General features: G+C 38.3%; 19 protein-coding genes. All 19 read right to left on the minus strand.

Annotated features, from left to right (window positions below):
* Positions 1–147: 147 nt before the first annotated feature.
* The 19 genes from GFO_RS13850 to xrtF all read right to left on the minus strand — a co-directional run bounded on the left by GFO_RS13850 (position 148) and on the right by xrtF (position 21,494).
* Positions 148–2,895 (minus strand): heavy metal translocating P-type ATPase, encoded by a 2,748-nt coding sequence (locus GFO_RS13850; protein WP_011710783.1) that lies wholly within the window; start codon positions 2,893–2,895, stop codon positions 148–150.
* A gap of 162 nt (positions 2,896–3,057) precedes the next feature.
* Complete coding sequence (locus tag GFO_RS13855; RefSeq protein WP_011710784.1) at positions 3,058–3,378, minus strand: four-helix bundle copper-binding protein; 321 nt, start codon at positions 3,376–3,378, stop codon at positions 3,058–3,060.
* Positions 3,379–3,491: 113 nt separating this feature from the next.
* On the minus strand, positions 3,492–4,499 hold the full coding sequence (locus GFO_RS13860; RefSeq protein WP_011710785.1) for a potassium channel family protein: 1,008 nt from the start codon (positions 4,497–4,499) through the stop codon (positions 3,492–3,494).
* 77 nt (positions 4,500–4,576) lie between these two features.
* Positions 4,577–5,143, minus strand: coding sequence for a helix-turn-helix domain-containing protein (locus GFO_RS13865; RefSeq protein ID WP_011710786.1), 567 nt, complete (start codon positions 5,141–5,143; stop codon positions 4,577–4,579).
* Positions 5,144–5,222: 79 nt separating this feature from the next.
* Positions 5,223–5,792: a DUF3347 domain-containing protein gene (locus GFO_RS17375; protein ID WP_011710787.1), complete on the minus strand. Its 570-nt coding sequence runs from the start codon at positions 5,790–5,792 to the stop codon at positions 5,223–5,225.
* 55 nt (positions 5,793–5,847) lie between these two features.
* Positions 5,848–6,567, minus strand: coding sequence for a PepSY domain-containing protein (locus tag GFO_RS13875; RefSeq protein ID WP_041250397.1), 720 nt, complete (start codon positions 6,565–6,567; stop codon positions 5,848–5,850).
* 79 nt (positions 6,568–6,646) lie between these two features.
* Positions 6,647–7,333, minus strand: a complete 687-nt coding sequence (locus tag GFO_RS13880; RefSeq protein WP_041250144.1) for a DUF2231 domain-containing protein — start codon at positions 7,331–7,333, stop codon at positions 6,647–6,649.
* A 294-nt stretch (positions 7,334–7,627) separates the two neighbouring features.
* Entirely contained in the window at positions 7,628–10,054 is a 2,427-nt protein-coding gene (locus GFO_RS13885; protein WP_011710790.1) for a multicopper oxidase domain-containing protein, read from the minus strand.
* 116 nt (positions 10,055–10,170) lie between these two features.
* On the minus strand, positions 10,171–10,662 hold the full coding sequence (locus GFO_RS13890) for a DUF305 domain-containing protein (protein WP_011710791.1): 492 nt from the start codon (positions 10,660–10,662) through the stop codon (positions 10,171–10,173).
* A gap of 31 nt (positions 10,663–10,693) precedes the next feature.
* Positions 10,694–11,242 carry a DUF3347 domain-containing protein gene (locus GFO_RS13895; protein ID WP_011710792.1) on the minus strand — a complete coding sequence of 183 codons (549 nt, stop codon included), beginning with the start codon at positions 11,240–11,242 and terminating at the stop codon, positions 10,694–10,696.
* A 75-nt stretch (positions 11,243–11,317) separates the two neighbouring features.
* Positions 11,318–11,887 (minus strand): helix-turn-helix domain-containing protein, encoded by a 570-nt coding sequence (locus GFO_RS13900; RefSeq protein ID WP_011710793.1) that lies wholly within the window; start codon positions 11,885–11,887, stop codon positions 11,318–11,320.
* A gap of 26 nt (positions 11,888–11,913) precedes the next feature.
* Complete coding sequence (locus tag GFO_RS13905) at positions 11,914–12,483, minus strand: DUF2911 domain-containing protein (protein WP_011710795.1); 570 nt, start codon at positions 12,481–12,483, stop codon at positions 11,914–11,916.
* 17 nt (positions 12,484–12,500) lie between these two features.
* On the minus strand, positions 12,501–13,046 hold the full coding sequence (locus GFO_RS13910) for a nuclear transport factor 2 family protein (protein WP_011710796.1): 546 nt from the start codon (positions 13,044–13,046) through the stop codon (positions 12,501–12,503).
* A 20-nt stretch (positions 13,047–13,066) separates the two neighbouring features.
* Positions 13,067–14,761, minus strand: a complete 1,695-nt coding sequence (locus GFO_RS13915; protein ID WP_011710797.1) for an efflux RND transporter periplasmic adaptor subunit — start codon at positions 14,759–14,761, stop codon at positions 13,067–13,069.
* Positions 14,762–14,766: 5 nt separating this feature from the next.
* A complete protein-coding gene (locus GFO_RS13920) occupies positions 14,767–15,984 on the minus strand; it encodes a TolC family protein (RefSeq protein WP_011710798.1) in 1,218 nt (405 codons plus the stop codon).
* Between the two features lie 186 nt (positions 15,985–16,170).
* Positions 16,171–19,932 (minus strand): efflux RND transporter permease subunit, encoded by a 3,762-nt coding sequence (locus GFO_RS13925; protein ID WP_011710799.1) that lies wholly within the window; start codon positions 19,930–19,932, stop codon positions 16,171–16,173.
* An 87-nt stretch (positions 19,933–20,019) separates the two neighbouring features.
* Positions 20,020–20,412, minus strand: a complete 393-nt coding sequence (locus GFO_RS13930; RefSeq protein WP_011710800.1) for an HYC_CC_PP family protein — start codon at positions 20,410–20,412, stop codon at positions 20,020–20,022.
* A gap of 96 nt (positions 20,413–20,508) precedes the next feature.
* Positions 20,509–20,961 carry an exosortase F system-associated membrane protein gene (locus tag GFO_RS13935; RefSeq protein ID WP_011710801.1) on the minus strand — a complete coding sequence of 151 codons (453 nt, stop codon included), beginning with the start codon at positions 20,959–20,961 and terminating at the stop codon, positions 20,509–20,511.
* Positions 20,946–21,494, minus strand: a complete 549-nt coding sequence (gene xrtF, locus GFO_RS13940; RefSeq protein WP_011710802.1) for an exosortase family protein XrtF — start codon at positions 21,492–21,494, stop codon at positions 20,946–20,948. Before xrtF ends, GFO_RS13935 begins: the two co-directional genes overlap by 16 nt.
* Between the last annotated feature and the right edge of the window lie 33 nt (positions 21,495–21,527).

A 21,527-nucleotide genomic window follows, 5' to 3' on the forward strand; every position in this document is an offset into this window, starting at 1 on the left:
AAACTGAACTTATTTCATCTGCTATATTGAGACCCTAAACTAAATTCAGGGTGACGTCATCAATTTAAATGTCATTCAGAACGCAGCGGTAGCGCAGTGAAGAATCTCATGTAATCCTGGGGATTCTTCGCTGCGCTCGGAATGACATTAATTCAACTTAGCACTTCTTAACCTCAACGCATTTCCAATAACAGAAACCGAACTAAAGCTCATCGCCAGTGCTGCGATCATTGGTGATAATAGCAATCCAAAGAATGGATACAATACTCCCGCTGCAATAGGGACACCTACGGTATTATAGATCAATGCGAAAAATAGGTTTTCTTTAATATTTCTCATCACTTTTTCGCTCAGCCTGATCGCTTTAAGAACACCTTTTAAGTCGCCTTTCACCAGGGTAACCTCAGCGCTTTCAATCGCCACATCGGTTCCGGTTCCCATGGCAATCCCAATATTTGCCTGCGCCAGGGCCGGAGCGTCATTTATACCATCTCCTGCCATGGCAACTTTTTTCCCTTCTCCCTGCAGTCTTTTAACCTCTTCCATTTTATCTTGAGGAACCATTCCTGCTTTAAAGTCGGCGAGACCGAGTTCTTTTGCAACGGCAGCGGCTGTCTTTTCATTATCACCGGTAAGCATCACCACCTTTATCCCTTCTTTTTGAAGTTCATGGAGCGCTTCCCTGCTGGTTTCTTTAATTTTATCTGAAATAGTTACAAATCCTACTATTTTTGAATTTACAGCGAGATACGAAACCGTTTTACCCTGTTCCTGTTCTGCAGTTACTTTCTTGTTGATCTCTTCGGAAATTTCAGCGTTTTCGACCTTCATCAATTTATCGTTTCCAAGAGCGAGCTGTTTTTCTTCAAATTTCGCCTCTACGCCTTTTCCTGTAACCGAATTAAAATCTGAAGCTTCTCCATATTCAATATTTTCAGCTTTAGCATATTTAACTGTTGCGGTTGCCAGAGGGTGTTCGCTTTGCGCATTTACTGAAGCGATCAAACGTGTAATTTCATCTTCGCTATATTCCGAAGAAACAGAAACGACTTTTTCTACAGAAGGTTTTCCTTCAGTAATCGTCCCCGTTTTATCAATAATAAGCGTATCTATCTGGTTCATTTCTTCAAGCGCACGTGCATTCTTGATCAAAACACCGTTTTTCGCACCTTTCCCTACCCCTACCATGACTGACATGGGTGTGGCAAGACCCAGCGCACATGGACAGGCTATGATTAGCACTGCAATGGCATTTACCAGCGCATACACATAAGCCGGATCTGGGCCATAGATAGCCCAGACTATAAAGGTAATTACCGAAATGGCTACTACTACAGGCACAAAATAAGCTGAGATTCTATCTGCCAGTTTTTGAATGGGCGCCTGTGAACGACTGGCTTCATTTACCATTTTGATGATCTGGGCCAGAAGGGTTTCATCTCCCACTTTTTCGGCAGTCATGGTAAAACTTTGATTTCCGTTAATAGTTCCGGAACTTACCTTATCTCCTTCTTTTTTATCAACGGGAATAGGCTCTCCGGTGATCATAGCTTCATCAATACTGGATTTTCCTTTCTTAATAGTTCCGTCTACGGGAATTTTATCTCCCGGCTTTACTCTTAAAATATCACCTTGCTGAATTTTATCTACAGAGATTGTTTCTTCATCCCCATCAACCACTCTTACCGCGGTATTTGGAGCAAGTTTTAATAATTCCTTGATGGCTGAATTTGTCCTGCTATGAGCACGTGCCTCTAACACCTGCCCCATAAGAACCAGCGTAAGAATCACCGTAGCTGCTTCAAAATAAACATGCACGGTTCCCATTTCAGTTTTGAATTGAGGAGGAAAAAAATCTGGAAATACTAATCCAAATACGCTGAAGATCCAGGCGACTCCGGCACCAATTCCAATAAGGGTGAACATATTGAGGTTCCAGGTTTTGATGGAGCGGTAAGCACGTTCAAAGAACATCCAGGTAGCATAGAATACTACCGGAAGAGAAAGTCCGAATTGCACCCAGTTCCAGACCTTCATTCCGGCCAGATCATAAAGGGGATTGTCCGGGATCATTTCAGACATCGCAATTAGGAATATGGGCAGGGTAAAACCAACGGCAATCCAGAATTTTCGAAGTAATTTTTTATAACTTTTCTCTTCTGCTGAAGCTTCGGGCTCCATAGGAACCAGGTCCATCCCGCAAATTGGACAATCTCCCGGTCCATCCTCTACAATTTCCGGATGCATCGGGCAGGTATATTCCGTAGATTTCGGAGTTGCACTTACCTCTTCTACCAAATCCATCCCGCATACAGGACAGTCTCCGGGTTTATCATAGGTTTTATCGCCTTCGCAGTGCATAGGGCAATACCAGGTTCCCGTGCCTTTTTCTGGGTTCTTTTTCTTTTTATTTGAATGTCCGGCAGATTTTGACCTTTTTTCTCCCGGCTTCATTATATGATAATTTCCACCGTCTTTTTGAAGAGCATTTTCAAATTTTTCAATTTCGATATGCTCTTTCATACTGATCTCGGCCTCTTCTTTTTCTAAATTTACAGAAGCCTTTACAACGCCATTAACGTCATTCAGAATTTTTTCCACATGAGAACGGCATCCATTACAGGTCATCCCGGTAATCTGATAGGTATGCTGCATCGGTTTTTCTGCAGAATTTTCAGCATCTTCCGGCATCGCGATATGATAATTCCCACCGTTTTTCTGAAGAGCCTCTTCAAATTTTTCAATTTTGATATGCTCTCTCATTTCAATCTCGGCTGCGGCTTTCTCCAGATTCACTGAAGCATTTAGTACTCCATCAACTTCACTTAAAGTTTTTTCTACATGAGCACGACAACCGTTGCAGGTCATTCCCGAAATTTTATAATTATGTTTCATTTTTTTTATATAAACTTCCTGAAATAAGAATTTCAGAAGATATTAAACTATGCAAAGTTACGCGAGGAAAGATGGAAAGAATTTCGATATTTTAGAAATATCTTTTAATTCAAAAAAAAAACCGCCTAAAATATAAAAGATGAATTTTAGGCGGTTAATTTATTATGCTGCATAAGCTTCACAGGCACTTACACATTCTTTGCATGCTTTCGCGCAATCCTGGCAGTGCTTATGATCGTGTTTTCCGCATTCGTCAGCGCAGGCCTGGCAAACTTTTTTACAGTAATCTACCAGTCCCTGTACATCCTTGTAATTAGTTGCCAGAACCTGGTTAAGCGTTGAACAAACTTCTGCACAAACCCTGTCAGTTCTAATACAGTCTTTCATCATTTTCACATTGTCTTCATCCAGACAGGCATCTGCACAATAATTACAATGGTTGATACAATTTCCTAATGCGCTAATTAATTTCTCATTTCTCATAATATCTGATTTTTAGTTGTTTATATAAATCTAAGAATCAGAATCAATGCAAGCCTTTAAAATTTTGCTAAGAACTTTCAGTTTTAAATGAATTTAACTTTCGAGAGGAATAATTAAGAGTTTTTTATGTCCACTAACTTCCAACTCCAACCGTCCTGCCGGACAAGTGTTTTAAACATTCTTCTGTTATAATCAATATCTTCTGGAAAATTATCATCTTTCAAATTATCAAAAATGAGTTCTTTTTCTAAAAGTTTTTTGATACCTGGAGATGGAGGCCCATGTTTCTCAGGGTTTATGTGGGTGACTTCAGTAAGAACCTCAAAATAATTTTCGTAGGCGATCATCAGTGGCTTAATTTCTTTATACTCCGGTCTTATTTCCTCTTTTACTTGATCTGAAATAATAATCAATGCCTCATAAAGTCTCGCCAGCTGAAGTATGATCGCATTTTTCTCTTTATTATTATGAAAATAATGGATCACAGGATAAGCGCGATGCTGCTGACTGTATTTAATTATTGATTCTGAAATATCTTCAACTTTTTTGATGAAAGGTTCAAAATTTTCTCCGTTCCATCCACTAATTATTATTTCTTCGGGACTGCTGCCAAGTGTACTCAATCTAATTCCAAGTTTGCGCTGGTCTATTACTGCTGAAAGTACCGGAATAAAATAAGTAACAGACATGGTAAGAAGGATGAGGCCCGTAAAAGAATAAATGCTGGTCACTATTCGCCATAAATCTGTTGAGGCCACATAATCACCCATCCCCAGGGTTGATAGTGTAAAACCACTGTAATATGTAATTTGCCAGAAATTTGCAGGTACTTTTGTAGTGCTATCAATAATGGATGCTGGATGTGAATAAAGAATACAAACAAGACTTCCCCATAACAATAACACCCAAATAAGGACGATAGAAATCAATAAAAAATAACCGCCGTGAGCCAGTATTTTTGCTTTGCCATTTCTTCCGGAAACTATCAGTAAAAGTTTCCAGAAGAGATGCGAAAATCTACTGGTCAACCATCCTCCACCCTGCATAGACAAAGTAGTTTGAAGAATATCAAGCACAATGGACAGATAGAGGATTACCCCTATAAACAGTAAGATTTCCATAATATTTATTTTGGTTGATTGTACAAAAGCTTAAAATTCTTAGCCTGATAAATACTATTATCTTAAACTCTTGTTTCTTAAACTGAATCCAGGCTTTTTCTATCTTTTACATGCCTGTTCTTATACTCTGAGGGAGTTATGCCGGTAGCCTTTTTAAAAGAAGTTGAAAGATATGCGGGGGTAGAATATCCTAAATTATCAGCGATCATTGCAATATTCCATTCATTATAATTCAATAACTCCTTGACACGTTCTACACGAACTGCATTATAAAATTTCTGAATACTCTGCCCTTCACTCTCACTAAAAACGTGGGTAATATGGCTATAATCAAAATGCAACTCTTTAGTTAAAATGCTGGATAGTTTATGGTTAGAGGTATCGTTTGAGTAGACCTCCTCTATGATCACAGATTTGATAGAATTAATTAGTTTTTCATTTCGATCCTGAATAATTTCAAATCCAACCTGTTCAAAACGTTTTTGGAGCTGATGAATTTCAATGCTGGTTAATTCCCTATTCAGGTTTGCCTCTCCTAAGCTAATTTTAGAAAAAGGAATTTCCAGATCCTGGAGAATATCTTTGACCGTTATTATACAGCGCTGGCAAACAACATTCTTGATATGAAGAGGATAATTATTCAAAATTCTTGGTTTATTGAACTAAAATTCAATTAAAAATAATAAATCAGGCTGAAACTTGTTCAGCCTGATCCACAATTATTTACATGATGGTTTCTTCAACACGACCACACTTAAGCATTTTATCTCCAAAATATGGGTTTCTAATTTCTTCTGAATTTGAATACCAGAAATCCCCTTTTCCTTCAAAGGCCATTGGGCAGAACTGCTTATAGATCTTTCCTGAAGAAATAGCTTCTTTAAGTACCGGCTCCATAGCCGCAGTTAATTCTGAAAAGACCTCTCTTTGCTGATTGATATTCTCTGTAGCTACCATTCTACCGGCAATTTTAGCGATCTCCGGTCTGGCTTCGTTTAAGGTATTTCTTAAGTTTTCTGCTGACTTTCGGCTAGCTGAAGCATCAGTTCTAACCAGAGCATCTTTTACAGCCAGATACTCTTCAAAAGCCTGTTTTACCTTTTCATTACTAAATTCAGCAGGTACCTCTTTCATTGGTTTTTCATCATCCATTTCTTTAGAATCCTGACTCATTTCATGATGATCTTCAGCAACAGTTTCCTCTTTCTCCTTTTTAGAATCTGCACAAGAAGAAAGAATTAAACTTCCTGCAATTAAACTCATCGTTATTAAACTTCTTACTTTCATTTTCATTTTTATGATTATTTACTATTGATATTTGACGTATTTATATGTTAATGATAACAATCTATTTTTTATTCTTCTTTTTTGGCTGAATAATCTTTCTAACGGTTGGGGAAGAGATGTACCAGAGTAAAAATCCGCTTAAAACCGTAATAAGACCAAGCAAAGAAAAGCTTCTAAGCAGGAGATTATTAAAATCATCCCTTCCTTCGTAATCCATTGTGTGCGTCATCCAAAGAAAATCAAACCAGCGCCAGTCCCTGTGACGCACGCTTTTAAAATTTCCTGTCAAAGCGCCTACGTAGGCCTTTAGGTTCTCATCGGTATCATAGGAAATCACATATGCAGGCAGCAAATTTTCACGATATTCGTGATGCTTACCTGTTTCAGTTATCCTCTGGATTCCGGATACTTCCAGATCTGCTCTCATATATCTTGAGGCTATATCAAGGGCCTGTTGCTTACTAATCTCATCAATTTTTTCTCCAGAACGCGCATCCATTAATATTTTATTATTGATATAATAGAACGGCTGCCCTGAGATCTCCTGAAGTTTTACAGAAGTAACCCGTAGTTCCGGATCCAGTACTGTTGGACTCTTAAGGTCTGAAAAAGATGATTGAACCGGCTTCTCTTTTTTAAACTGATCACCATGTATCTCATCAAGGTCTGTCCAGCTAAAATAGAGTCCGCTTACCGTCCACATGATGAACTGTATCCCAATGAATAGTCCCAAATAACGATGGGCTTTCCTGATATTGAGTGCTGTTTTTCGTTTTACGATCATTTATTTCAATGGTAGGTTATCTAGATTTTAGTTCAATAAAATATTCATACTTAAAAAACCAAAGCCATTTTTATATTTAATGAGAATGGGCTCCATTGTTTTCAGACTCCAGGTATTCTCCCTGTGGCCCTACTCCTTCAATATAAACCAGTTGTGCCCCATAATGGCCTGCTTCTGAAACAGAATAGGCCGCAAATCCAAGAATTAAAAAAACCACTATTTCAAAAATTCGATTCTTTTTCAATAGAAATAAACTTACTAATTTTAAAGTTGCAGCGACAGCACTGGAATAAATAGTCCACTCAGCAAATTTATCGTGCTGTGCTAGTACACTTTTTGCCATTTCAGTTAGGTCATGTACGTGCGGGTGCGCATATACTCCGGCAATATAAGCCCCTATAAAACCGAAGCCCACACATAATAAAATAACCCAATCAAGATTTCGCTTTAGCACGAATATTTGAATAAGTTGAAGGATTCCTCCCAACAACAACAGTACGATTGGGAAATGGACTATTAGTGGATGTAAATTTGGAAAATCGTCCAGCTCAGCTTTTACTTTGTTAGAGGACTTCTCTTTACTTTCACCTTGATAGCCTCCCTCATTTTCAGCATCCTGTAATTCAGGTTGTGCAGTGATTGTATCTTGTTCCAATTCCTGTTCAGCAGTATTGGTCGAGTGATCATGACCTTCATGATTATCCTGAGCTTGTGTCGCAAGCGTTAGGGTGCTAAAAAAGAATAATATGTATAATTTTTTCATCATATAAGTTTTCAATATAACTCCTTGGAAGGAGCGACAAAAACGATTAATTGCAGGAAAAATGGAGAGAATATATTATTCTCAACTAATTACTATTAAAACGACTCTCTCCTTTTTCCTTGCATTTATTTATAATCTTATAAGTTTCTAAAAAAACCGAAAGTCTCACATGGTGCTCATCGTAAATCTTCTCAATTTTTCCCTTTTCCTATTTTTATGAACCTCTTCTTCAGTCTCTCTATAAGAAAAGCATTTCCGGGATTTTAAATTCTCAATCCTTCCTATTGAAATTCTTTAAAACTTGAAGGACAATCCTCCTCCAGCTCCAAACCTATTATCGTAACTACCCATTAGAGAAAAATTCTTTGATAGAAAATACTCCAGTCCGGCACTCCAGGTTTGTTCATTTTCAAAATCTTTTCCTTCTTCCAGGTCATTTACCCATCCAAAATCTGCCTGAAATTCATACTCTCCAAAAACAGCCAATCTTGGAAAAATCATAATTTCCCTCGCAAGACTAATCTGGGGTCTTAGTTTACTATCTAAACGTACATCGAGCGAAAACATATAGGGGGTGAAATATCTAAGTCCCCCAATTGCAGTGGTACTTAGCTCATCCATACTGTTTTCCATTTCATTTTCTACATTCACACCTCCGAATAATCGTACCCAGTCATTGATATAATATTCATAAGAAAATTCAGCTTCCAGGTTCTGGTTCCATCCATACTCTGCCAATGCTGTAAATTGATTTCTAACATTTGAGCTAACAACATTCAATTCAGTCATATGCGACGCCGCATCCAGCATTCCCCAGGTATAGAATTTATTGGTTTCCCTAACCAGATTACTAACAGGAAAGGGTTCCATCCGTTCATCTCTCTTAGTATCATAGCTTACTATTCTGGCCATTCCTGCATCCATGTGATATAGTATATGGCAATGAAAAAACCAGTCACCATACTCATTTCCATAAAACTCTATGGTGACCTCCTGCATAGGCGGCACATTTACGGTGTGTTTAAGAGGTGAATATTCTCCATTTTTATTAAGAACTCTAAAGAAATGCCCGTGTAAATGCATTGGGTGATGCATCATGGTTAGATTATTAAAAGTAATACGGGTAACTTCATCACCTTTAATTTTTATCTTATCTGCTTCAGATAGCGTCACTCCGTTCATACTCCATATATACCTGTTCATGTTTCCTGTTAAATTCAGTAATACATTGGTCACAGGAATGCTATCGTTAAACTCTGTCTTCTCCGGAGCTTTTAAATAATCATAATTATATTCTGAAAACATATCCATTCCCTGCATGCCTTCCTTAGAATCTTTTTTCATTTCGCTCATGCCATTCATTTCCTGATTTGGTTTATCAGAATTGGACATTTTCATAGTGTCATTCTTCATTTTCATTTTTGAGTGATCCATTTGAGAATGATCCATTTTCGCCATAGATGAATCTTTTTCCATCTTCATTTTTGAATGATCCATCCCGGAGTGATCCATTTCAGGATTTTGTTTTTTATCCTCCATCTTCATCCCCCCGTGATCCATGTTATCCATCTGCATGCCCCACTTTTCTTTAAGTTTATAGGGTTCTGGATGATTAGGGCGGGATTGCAATGCAGGAGCACCCATCTTCATATCCATCTTTGCCATTTTCTGCATCATTCCAATCTTATCGGGGCGAGGTACATCCGGCGCCGGCAGGACTTCTCCCTGCCCGAGAAACGCAGAAGCAGTTCCTGAACCATCCTGGGCCATAATTTTAAATTCCATTTTTCTATTTTCTGGAATTTCTACAATAAAATCATAAGTTTCAGCTACCCCTATAAATGTTTTATTGCGTTTCACCGGAACTACATTTTTTCCATCAGCAGAAACCAATGTCGGCGTCTCGCCTCCAAACGTCATCCAGAACGAAGTAGAGGCTGAACCATCAATAATTCGCAACCTTACTTTTTCTCCAGGTTTAAATTCAGGATATTCAATTTTTTCCTCTCCGTTAATCAGGAACGCGGGATAATATATATCTGCAATGTCAGCGCCTTCCATACGCTGCCTCCAAAAATCTAATTGGGCACCAAAAGCTCCACGCTTAATTACCTGGTTAAGCGGAGTGGCAGTTCCTTTTTTAATATTATACCATTCAGTTCCTCTTTTTAAAAATCGAAGTACATCTTTTGGTTTCTCGTTAGTCCAGTCTGAAAGTACTAAGACAAGATCTTTATCATACTCCAGTTCTTTTTCCTTTGGATGAATTAAAAGAGAACCAAAAACACCGCTTTGCTCCTGTAACATGGTATGGGAATGGTACCAATAGGTTCCATTTTGTTTTATCTCAAATTCATATTTAAAGGTAGTTCCTGGTTTAATTGGAGGAGTTGTAAGATAAGGTACTCCATCAAAAAAGTTTGGAAGCAACATTCCATGCCAGTGAATGGAAGTTTCCACATCCATCTTATTCTCCACATAAATCACTGCATACTCCCCTTCGGTAAACTCCAGCGTTGGCCCGGGAATTCCTCCGTTCACTGTCATGCCCATTACTTCTTTACCGGCTTTATTTACTTTTTCCTGGTCAATGGTAAGTTGGTATTCCCGTACCGGCAGGTCATTTACATTACCTTCCACCGAGGCTTCCAATTCTTGCTGCGCATATCCTGTAACTCCAACAATCAAGATTAAGATTAGTAGATAATTTTTCAATATCATTTTATTTTTTTTAAAGTACTGTCAAAATCAGCGCAGTCGAAGTTTTACAAGAGCCTTCCAATGCGCTTAGGCTGACATGAGTAATAATAAAATTGTTAAACACACTTTATTATTTATCAATTTTCATTTTCCAGACGGTAGATAATCTTCTTCATCTGGGCAATTTCTCGTTTCTGTGCTTCAATGATCTCCTCGGCCAGTTTTTTAGTCTCGGGATCTTTTAAATCGGCTCTTTTACTGGTTAATACCGCAATAGAATGGTGAGGTATCATCGCTTTCATATACAAAACATCTCCAATTATGGGTCTCTGTGCTCTCACTAAACCTAATGCACTTACGAACAAAACAAGGCTCCCTACATAAATGGCGATATTTTTTTTCCTATTCTTATACATATTTAACATGAGGGATAACATGATTACTGCCATAGCAGCAATACCCAAACAGGTCATGTAAAACCGGGTTAGACTAAAGTAAACATGGTCAAATTCATAAGTATTCAAATACATTGTGATATACATGGCTACAAATGATAGTCCAAGCATAAGAAAGAATTTGCCGTAATTGTTTCCTTTCATACTGTCATGTTTTTTGTCTTCTGAATTCATTTTGTTGGTTTTATGGTTGGTATAATAAAATTTACTTTTTAATGGTTTTCTTTACAGATCCACAATTCAGCATCTTTTCCCCGAAATAAGGATTTCTTATTTCTTCCACATCTGCATACCAGTAAGCTCCTTTATTATTAAAGGCCATTGGACAGAATTTTTTATAAATAGCTCCGCCAGACAAGGCCTCTTCAAACATTGGCCCTGCTTTTTCGGTAAATTTTGAAAATAATTCCCGCTGTTTTTCTATGTCATCGGTGCTGGCTATCTGCCCGGCAATAGATTTCATCTCTGCCCGTTCTTCGGTAAAAGATTCTTCCATGCTCTTAGCAACATCTTTAACCTGGCTGGCATCTGCATTGGTCAAAGCCAATTTCATCTCCAGATAATTATGCCATATTTTCCCGGTCATTCCATCTTTAAAATCCTGATCGGCCACATCTACCGTCTCCTTTTCTGCCTTTTTAACCTCTTCAGGGCTATTTATCTCCACTGACTGTTTACCTTTATTATCCACACAAGACGTAAATACAATGGCTGTAAACAGAATAGCAAACAGATTTAATATTTCTCTTTTCATTTTTTGATTAGTTTTAATTAAGTATCTAAAATACAGGTTCACAAAGCCTTAGATTGTTATAATTTCTTGAAACTTCTATAAAATTTGGTCTAAAGAATTTCTAAAATTTTGGTTTAACGTCTTATATTCAGTGAGACTCATACCGGTTTCAGTCTTAAATTGCCTGGACAGATGATTCACATTACTGTAATCCAGCAACTGACTCATTTGTGTGAAATTATATTCCTTTGACTGAATAAGTTCCTTTACTTTTTCGATTTTCAGCTTTATAAAATACTTCTCTACGGTAGTATTTTCGGTATAAGAAAAAATCCTGCTCAAACGTGAATAATCACTGTCGGTCTCTTCAGAAAGATAATTGGATAAAGTGCCGGTCTTTTGAATAGGCAGGTTTTCCAGAAGTCGAATAAGACATAATTTAACCTGTTCCACCAGAATCCTGTCACTGCTCTGCAATAATTCAAAGCCATTTTCATGAAGAACTTTGTGCAGTTTCTTTTCATGCACTTCCCTGTTTTCACTCTCATACACTACCCGCCCCAACTCTACAAGTTTAATATCGAGCCCGGCCTCAATTAGCTCATTCCTTACTACTTTTATGCAGCGGTCACAAACCATATTTTTTATAAAGACTTCTATCATCATAATCTGGCTGGAATTTTCCTAAAATCTTATTTTTGAACCTTAAAAGGAATAGCAATTTTCACCTTTTCCCAGCTAAGAGTAATCTCACCTTGTTGCTCCGCCGTTTTAGTTACTTCATACCTTAATTCCTCCTGAAGCTTCTCCAATTTTAAAGGTTTAGTCTCCAGTACCAATACATTTTTAGCTTCATCATACTCATCCTTCCCATGCTGGTCCCAATGGCTGTTGAACATCACCTTCCAGGTTTCTTTTCCGGGAACCGTAAAAAAGGCATACTTCCCTGCAGGTAATATTTTCCCGTTAAAGTCAAGATCTTTATTGGTTTCCAGCCAGGTTACTTTATGAGCACCAGATTGCCATACACGATCATAGCCTACAAGACCGCCAAAAATCATCCTGTCCCTTACTGAAGGGGATGAATAATCTATATGTACATGCGCGTCCCCAATCATAGCCATTGCACTGGTATGAGGGCTCAGACTTTTTTTCGAATTTTCAGAACTTTTCTTCATGTTATGACCGGAATGATCTTCATGCTGGGCATTCGCTTGAATTGTAAAAGCTGCGATAAGGGCTATGTAAATCAGGTTTTTCATTTTCTTATTTTTTTAAATTATTGTTTTGGGTTATAATTTCTTGACGAGGAATGGGTCTTGATTATTTTCCAGGTATCTTCATTTCTTTTTAAAATTGAGGTGGCTACTCCTTTTTTCTGAATTTTTCTTTGTTCGCCTTCTTCTTCTTCTTCATTAAATATGATGGTATAGACATAGGTTTCCGTAGTAAAAGCATAGGGTAGATCTACATTAACATCCAGCTTATAATCTGAATATTTGAAACTTTCAAAATGTCCCAACTCCGGTCCCAAATGCTGGTCTATATATTCTTTATAAGTCCCTTCAACCCCACCAGATTCATAAACTTCTGACGAATCTGAAAAAAGTTTAAAAGTACCTTCGGTGGTAAGGTTTTCCAAGGCGTTTTTATAGGATTTCATCAGCTTGCTTACGACCTCTTGTTCAGCTTTCCTGGTTATTGATTCCCTGCTTTCAAATTTCATTTTTTCACCTGCATCCTCAGTTGCTTCCTTTTTTTCTTCGCAAGAGCTGAAGATGAAAAGTGCAGCTGTGAGAAACAGGATTGATTTTAGTTTTTTCATATCGATATTCTAATAATTGGTTATAAAGTTTTAGTTGTTTCCCCACAATTCAGCATCGCTTCGCCGTAATATGGATTTTCAATGTTTTTGGAAAGGCTTAACCAATCGGCACCCTTATTACTGTTTGCCATCGGGCAGTGTTGCAGGTAAATAGTGGAATCTAATTTCTCTACATTCCCGGCAACCAAAATCATTTGCTGTGAAAGAATTCTGAAATGATCCCGTTGATTTTCCAGTTTCTCATTTTCTGAAATTCCTTCAAGCATTTCCCTGATCTTCCCTATATGTCCTGAGAGCATTTCAGAAGAACCTTCGATATTGATCTTTTCAGTTTTCTGAAGTAATTCTAAAGCGATCGCTGAAGTTTTATCGGCATCAGAAGCTACCAGAGCATCTTTCAATTCAAAATAAGAAGGCAATAGCTGTTTAAACTGAGACTGGAAAGCATTTGAAAGTTTCATTTCCATTCCCATTTCAGAATCCATCTCTACTTTTTGATTCATCATACTGGATTTTCCCTGAAGCTGGGCCGCGGCATCCACCGTAAAAGTTCCGTTGGTCACCACTTCTTCACCGCTACTTAAACCTTCAAGAACCTGATAGGTTTCGCCACTGGAATTCCCTAGTTTCACTTCCCTCATTTCAAAAACAGGCTCTGTAGCACTGGTTTTTACATAGACCAAAGAACGTTCCCCCGTCCACATAACGGCGCTTTTTGGAACTTCAAGACTTTCATTACTTGATTTAGAAGTGCTTTCAACTGCTGCCTGAACAAACATCCCGGGTTTCAGTTGATTATTGCTGTTATTTAAAACCACCCTAACCTCCACCGTTCTGGACGCATTGTCCAGTATAGGATTGATAAAAGAAATTTTTCCGCTGAAATTTTCATTGGGAATCGCGTTTATAGAAATATCTAAATCCTGGCCTTCTTTTAAATTGGAGATCTGCGATTCATAGGCATCAAATACAGCCCAAACTTTATCAAGATTCGCGATCTTCAGTAAGCCCTGACCTCTCTCCACATAATCTCCTTCCTGAACCATTTTTTCAGTAACAACGCCTGAAACATTGGAATACACGGGGAAATTTTCAGTTACCTGTCCGGAACTTTCAATTTGATTGATCTGATTATCTGAAAGTTTCCAGAATTTTAGCTTATTACGTACCGCGTTGTAAAGAGAAGGCTGAGACTCTTTTAACTTTGCAGCGGTGATCAATTCCTGCTGGGCTGCCACCAGTTCCGGTGAATAAATTCTAGCCAGAAGGGCTCCTCTATTCACTTTTTCGCCAGTAGAGCTTATATTAAGGTTTTCAATTCTTCCGCCTACATGGGAAGACTGAACACTGTTTTGATCTTCACTCTCCATGATCTTTCCTGAAAGCGTAATTTTTCCATCAATTCCGTTACCCTGGCCCACAATGCTGGTCTGGATATTGGCAAGTTTCATGGCATTTTCGGTCATGCTAATTTCATCAGCTCCCAGTCCGTCTGAACTTGCATCAGCAGGAATAAGATCCATTCCACAAATAGGACAATCGCCCGGTTCGGGTTGCATAATCTGCGGGTGCATGGAACAGGTCCACATAGTTTCAGTTTCTCCCTGCTCATGCTCGTGATTCGCAGTTTTTTCTTCAGAAGAATTGCCAAAAAACAGATACCCCAGAAGAAGGCCTGCGATCAAAATTCCAATGTATATGATTATTTTTTTCATCTTTATTAATTATTTACAGTAAGGTATTCTACGATAGCATCTTTTTTAAACCAGGTGCTCACCGCTTCTACAAGGTTCATTTGTACCTGTAGTTGTATTTCCTGAATATCCAGGACGTCATCAAAATCTATGGTTCCCGTTTCGTATTGTTTCAGTAATAATTCCTCGGCATCTCTGGCCTGGGAAAGATTATCTGTTTGAACCTCAAATTTGATCCTGGAAGAAGCACGTTCATTCAATGCTGATCTTAATCTGCTTTCCAGTTCGTTTAAGGCTGAAGTTCTATCAGATGAAATTTGATCCTGCCGCAATTCATTTTGCCTGGATACAGAACGATATTTTTTATTGAAAATAGGTACCGAAACAGATAGCATTGGCATAATAATGTCCTTTCCATTATCCGGGATATTCATATCGGTTCGTTCCTGAACGCCTATATAATCAAGTCCGAATCCCAATTTTGGAGCTGCTTCCTGCTTATTTACCAGTTCAGAATTTTCAATACTTTCAGCAAATCTGTCATAAAGCTGTAACTCGGGATGCAATGTTAAATTCATATTTTCAGACTCTTTCAAAGGAATCACTAAAGTATCCTGAACATTAATCTGCGTGTTATCATCAACATTTAATAGATTATTAAACTGTGTTTGTTTAGCCTCTTTCTGAAGTTGAAAATTCTCTTTTTTCTCAAGTAGATCATTTTGTCTCATTTTGAGTCTGAGCACTTCCACCGCTGAAGCTTTTCCTACCTCAACAGAATTTAGAGCCATCGTTCTATATACTTCCAGAAGATCGATATTTTGCTGTAATACCTCTATTTTTTCCTCAATTTCATAAATATCAAAATAGAGCTGAGATACTTCTAATTTCAATTGTCTCTGTGCTATTTCAAGATCAACCTCCTCTATATCTACCATAGAACCGGCATAATCCATTCTGGACTGGATAGTTCCAAACCAGGGAATCATTTGTCTTACCGAAACTCTCATTTTTTGAGCCCCGGTTCTGGTTTCCGGCTCGCTTATAAAATAGCCTGCTCCAAATTCGGTGTCGGGAATTGAATTCACTTCATTGATTCTTTCCTCTGCAATCGCAACATTTTGCTGCAAGGATTGAATTTGAGGATTATTATCCAGAGCCTGATTTTGGTAGGTTTGGAGTTGCTGAGCATGAATAAATCCAGTTCCTGCCAGGATAAATATTATTAAAATCAGTTTTTTCATATACTTTATTATTTAAAAGTCATTGCGAGCCTTAAAAAAGGCGAAGCAATCTCAACTTCATATCCAAATTGCTGTTCTAGAGTTTGCTTCGTCGTTCCTCCTCGCAAAGACGTCTCTCTTATTATCCACATTTCGACTGCGCTCAATGTGACATATACTTACCATTTTAATCTCTTTAACTACTTTCTAGTTTCCAGATACTAACTTCCGACTTCCAGCATCCAGTTGACTTTCCTTTCTCCAACTAAACAACACTGGCACTACGAATAAGGTGATCAGTGCGATTAGCATTCCACCGAAAGCCGGAATTGCCATCGGGATCATAATATCGCTTCCTCTACCTGTTGAGGTTAGAATTGGTAATAAAGCAAGGATCGTTGTAGCCGTAGTCATTAAACAAGGGCGTATTCGTTTTTGTCCAGCTTCAATCACCGATTGCCTGATCTGTCTTTTATTGTCGGGATCATTCTCCCTGAAAGTTTGTGAGAGGTAGGTGGCCATTACCACACCATCATCACTGGCGATCCCAAACAGTGCTATAAATCCAACCCATACGGCCACACTTAGATTGATCGTTTTTATCTGGAACAACTGCCTGATATTTTCTCCAAAAAGGCTGAAATCCATAAACCAATCCTGGCCATAAAACCAGATCAAAATAAATCCACCGCCAAAGGCCACCGCAATTCCTGCAAATACCATTAAGGATGTTGAAACAGATTTGAACTGGAAATAAAGGATTAGAAAAATGATTAATAATGACAATGGAACTACCAGAGAAAGTGTCTTTTCAGCACGAAGCTGATTCTCATAATTTCCGGTAAATCGGTATTTGATTCCCGCAGGTATTTTCAATTCTCCGGAATCAATTTTACCCTGAATCAATGCCTGTGCGTTTTCCACCACATTCACTTCCGCGAAACCATCCAGTTTATCAAAAAGCACATATCCTGTTAAAAATGTGTTTTCACTCTTAATTACCTGAGGTCCTTTTTCATATTCAATTTCCACCAGTTCTCCCAATGGAACAGGCGAACCGCCCTCTACCGGCACATAAATATCCTTGATATCCTGAGGACTTGTACGAAGTTCTCTTGGATATCGAACACGAATTCCATAGCGTTCACGACCTTCCACCGTCTGACTCAATTGCATACCGCCAATAGCCACCTGCAATACCTGCTGTACATCATCAATAGAAATTCCGTATCGGGCAAGCTTCTCTCGTTTGATATCGATCAATAAATATGGTTTCCCCACGATACGATCGGCAAAAACAGCTTCGTCTTTAACTCCCTCTGCCTGCTTTAGAAGATCTTCAAGCTTCATCCCGAATTCCTGAATTTGCTTAAGATTCTGTCCCTGAACTTTGATGCCCATAGGTGCACGCATCCCGGTTTGTAACATGATTAACCGGGTTTCAATTGGCTGCAATTTTGGAGCTGAAGTGACTCCAGGTAATTTTGTAACCCTGGCGATCTCATTCCAGATATCATCGGGAGTTTTAATCTCCGGGCGCCAGTTCCTGAAATATTCTCCGTCTTCATCTTCTATTAATTCTTCCCTTGTCACATTGAGCGGAGTCGAAATGAGATCCCTCGACTGCGCTCGGGATGACACATCTTCATCTACTTCAATATTTGGATTCGCGGCCAGTTTTCCACTTTTCAGCATAAAATATCCATCTTCATTTACACGATATTGCTGCTTTTCACCGTGCTCATTCTCCATATATTCAGTTTTATACTGAATAATATTTTCATACATGGATAATGGTGCAGGATCCAGAGCCGATTCTGTACGACCCGCTTTTCCCACCACTGTTTCAATTTCAGGCAAACTCGCTACCGCCATATCCAGTTGCTGCAATACTCTTTTATTCTCCTCCACTCCTGAATGGGGCAACGATGTTGGCATTAATAGAAAAGATCCTTCATTAAGGGATGGCATAAACTCTTTCCCGGTATTTTTCATGATGAAAAATCCCAGAATGACTATAGCCGTTGGAATTGCAAGGAACAGCAGTTTATTTTCCAGTGTCCAGGTTAGTATCCTTACATAATATTTCTGAAATAAATAAAAGACAGCTAAAAGTCCGAAACTTATTGCTGAAACAAAAAACAGGTTAAGAACAATATTATTCTGAAGTCCAAGCGGTCTCCAGTAAACCGATAATAAAAGTACTATCGTGAAGACAGCGATCCCGATCTTAAATAACTTACTCTGCTTCTCATCTATCTTATCAAACTTCAGAAGTAGATCAATGATCCCGAAACCTATCAGGGCAAGGCCAATCCAATAGCCAAAAATGCTAGCGGCAATTCCCACCACGATAAGAACCCCAGGAAGAATATAACCTATCTCTTTTCTAAAATTTCGCTTTTTGAAAAGGATAGCAGCAATTGGTGGTATAAGGAATAACGCAACCAGAATAGAAGATACCAGTGCCATTGTTTTTGTAAACGCCAGCGGCCTAAATAATTTTCCTTCAGCACCCACCATCGTAAAGACCGGAATAAAACTGATGATGGTGGTAAGTACTGCCGTTAAGATCGCTCCAGAAACTTCAGCCGTAGCTTCATAAACCAACTGATTAATGGGTCTGTCATCTTTCATATCCAGGTGCCTGATGATATTTTCAGAAAGGATAATTCCCATATCTACCATCGTACCTATAGCGATTGCGATACCCGACAAGGCTACAATATTCGCAGCCACCCCGAAGATCTTCATGGATATAAACACCATGAGCACCGCCACCGGCAATAATCCTGAAATTAATATGGACGCTCTTAAATTGAAAACCATGATAATAATCACCAGAATCGTGATTAAAATCTCCATCGTCAAAGCTTCATTTAAAGTACCCAGCGTCTCCTGAATTAGCTCCGTACGATCGTAAAAAGGAACGATGGTAAGTTGAGATTCTGTTCCGTCTTTTAATGTTTTTGAAGGTAAACCTGAGGCAATTTCATTGATCTCTGCCTTTACATTATTGATCACTTCCATAGGATTGGCTCCATAACGAGCCACTACCACTCCACCTACAACCTCAGCACCTTCCTTGTCCAGAATACCTCTTCGTGATGCAGGCCCCATAGAAACATTGGCGATATCTTTAATTCTTATGGACGCATAATCTTCTGAAGTCACCACGGCATTTTCGATATCTGCCACAGATTTAACATAACCGAGTCCACGAACTAAATATTCTGCTTTATTGATCTCCAGGGTCTGAGCTCCGATTTCGCGATTGCTTTCCTTCACCGCCATTACTATCTCATCGAGACCAATCCCATACTGACGCATCAATTCAGGCTTCACATCAATTTGATATTCCTGAACGTAGCCACCAATACTGGCCACTTCTGAAACTCCGCTAGCACCGGAAAGGGCATATTTCACATAATAATCCTGAATACTCCGCAGTTCCTGGAGATCCCAGCCACCGGTCACGTTGCCATCTTTATCACGACCTTCCAGTGTGTACCAGAAGATCTGCCCAAGCCCTGTTGCATCCGGTCCCAGGGTAGGATTTATACCTTCGGGCAATAAATTTTCAGGTAAAGAATTCAGTTTTTCCAGAATTCGGCTTCGGCTCCAGTAAAACTCCACATCTTCTTCAAAAATGATATAGATACTGGAAAACCCGAACATCGAAGAACTTCTAATGGTCTTCACTCCGGGAATACCTAGTAAACTTGTAGTAAGTGGATAAGTGATCTGATCTTCAATATCCTGGGGAGAACGCCCGGGCCATTCAGTAAAAATAATCTGTTGATTTTCACCAATATCGGGAATGGCATCTACCGCCACCGGATCGTTTGGCAGTAAGCCTGTATCCCAGTTGAATGGCGAATTTATAATACCCCAACCTATCAATACTGCAAGCAATATGAAGGTAATAAGTTTGTTCTCTATTAAATATTTGATGCTTTTATTTAGCATTATCGTCTAGTTAAAAATTAGAAAATCGGCGCGTAAAGCGGGAAGCCACTGCATAAGAATGAGTGGTTTAAATCTAAAATTTAACTGTCAAATAAGGAATACCTGGTCTTCCAATAGAATATCAGAAACCAGTAATGGAGGAGTATAATCTTTAAATGGGATAATCTGTTTTGGTAAACTTTCAAACAGATTTAAATACGTAAATGAAAATGTGGTAATAAAAAGTTGTTGTTGGAAATCTAAAGAATCAAAAGATATCTTTAATTCATCCTGACCTTCTACCTCAACTTTTTCATTGGTACAACAACGATCTTCGGCATCTGCACTCATATGCATTCCGCAGGTCTTTGCTTTTGAAAAAACTGCTTTATCAACTAAATCGTTTCCGCAGAAATGCTTATCTACCGTAAAAGACATAGTAGACAGCATCACCAGAAAGGCCATGCACAAAGAAATAATATGTTGAAATGCTTTTTTCACTCTTTACAAAAGTACGTTTTTTTTGAAAACCAATCTATTATGGCAAAAATAGCACAAATCTTTTGGACATTTATTTCAAAATTTTAGGAAATACTTTCAACTTTTTCTTCTAAGAGTAAGACGATAATAGTAGAATGCCGGTAGTAGTATTAATAGAAATAGCGGATGAATCAAAAATCGTCTAACATAAAATAGTGCGAGATAATGCTCTCTTTCAATATTAAGCACAAGAAAAATAAAAGCTGATGTTGCCAGCGCATATAGAACAACATAGAGAATCGTCGAAAATTTAAGAATACCAAGGTCTTTAAAACTGATATAAATTATTAAAAGAGATATTGATGTATTTAGAGCGTACCTCATGGTTAGATTAATCATAAGTTTAGCCATATCCATTGGCGGAATAATTCCTAGTAGATAATCTGACTTAAAGAATAAAATTAGAGGGTCATAGAAAATATCCTGCTCAAAAAACCGAACAGCTGCGAGTAAGATTACCAACAGTCCAATCTGTAAAACGCGATATCTTTTTTTTACTGTTTTCTCCATCTTGAATAAATTCTAACCCAAATTAGCCAAAGCATAAAAACAGTTCCATAAATAGCCAATGGGAAAAATATAGAATGCATCAATCCGGAATACTGGGGATATTCATAGATGCTTACTGAAAGAATAACAATTCTAAGAATATTTATCGTGTATATGATCGCTGAACCGGCAAAGAGGTAAAGTAAGGTAGAGACAGGTTTTCCAAAAAAGGCCAGGACGAAAGAAGCAAATAAAATTATAATACTAGCTGAATTGCAACCTTCAACGATTCCGGCTAAAAAATAATCATCTACCATAAGTTTCATAGAAAGTCCAGTATAATGCATCACCACCTCTACATCTGCATATCCAAGCCCCTGCATCAAAGTTCCGCTTTGTCTTGCAACCAATTGCGTCAAAGGATCAGGAACCGGGTTTTCGTTATCATATAAAATTAAATAACTATTATAAAGACTGGAAAAAAGAAAATAGCTCCCCAAGAAAATAAAAATAAATCTTAGAACAAGTCGATATTTTTTAATTAGGCTAAGCAAATTCTATTATGGGTTTTAACAAATTTATAGAAA

The organism is Christiangramia forsetii KT0803, from assembly GCF_000060345.1.
GTDB lineage: Bacteria > Bacteroidota > Bacteroidia > Flavobacteriales > Flavobacteriaceae > Christiangramia > Christiangramia forsetii.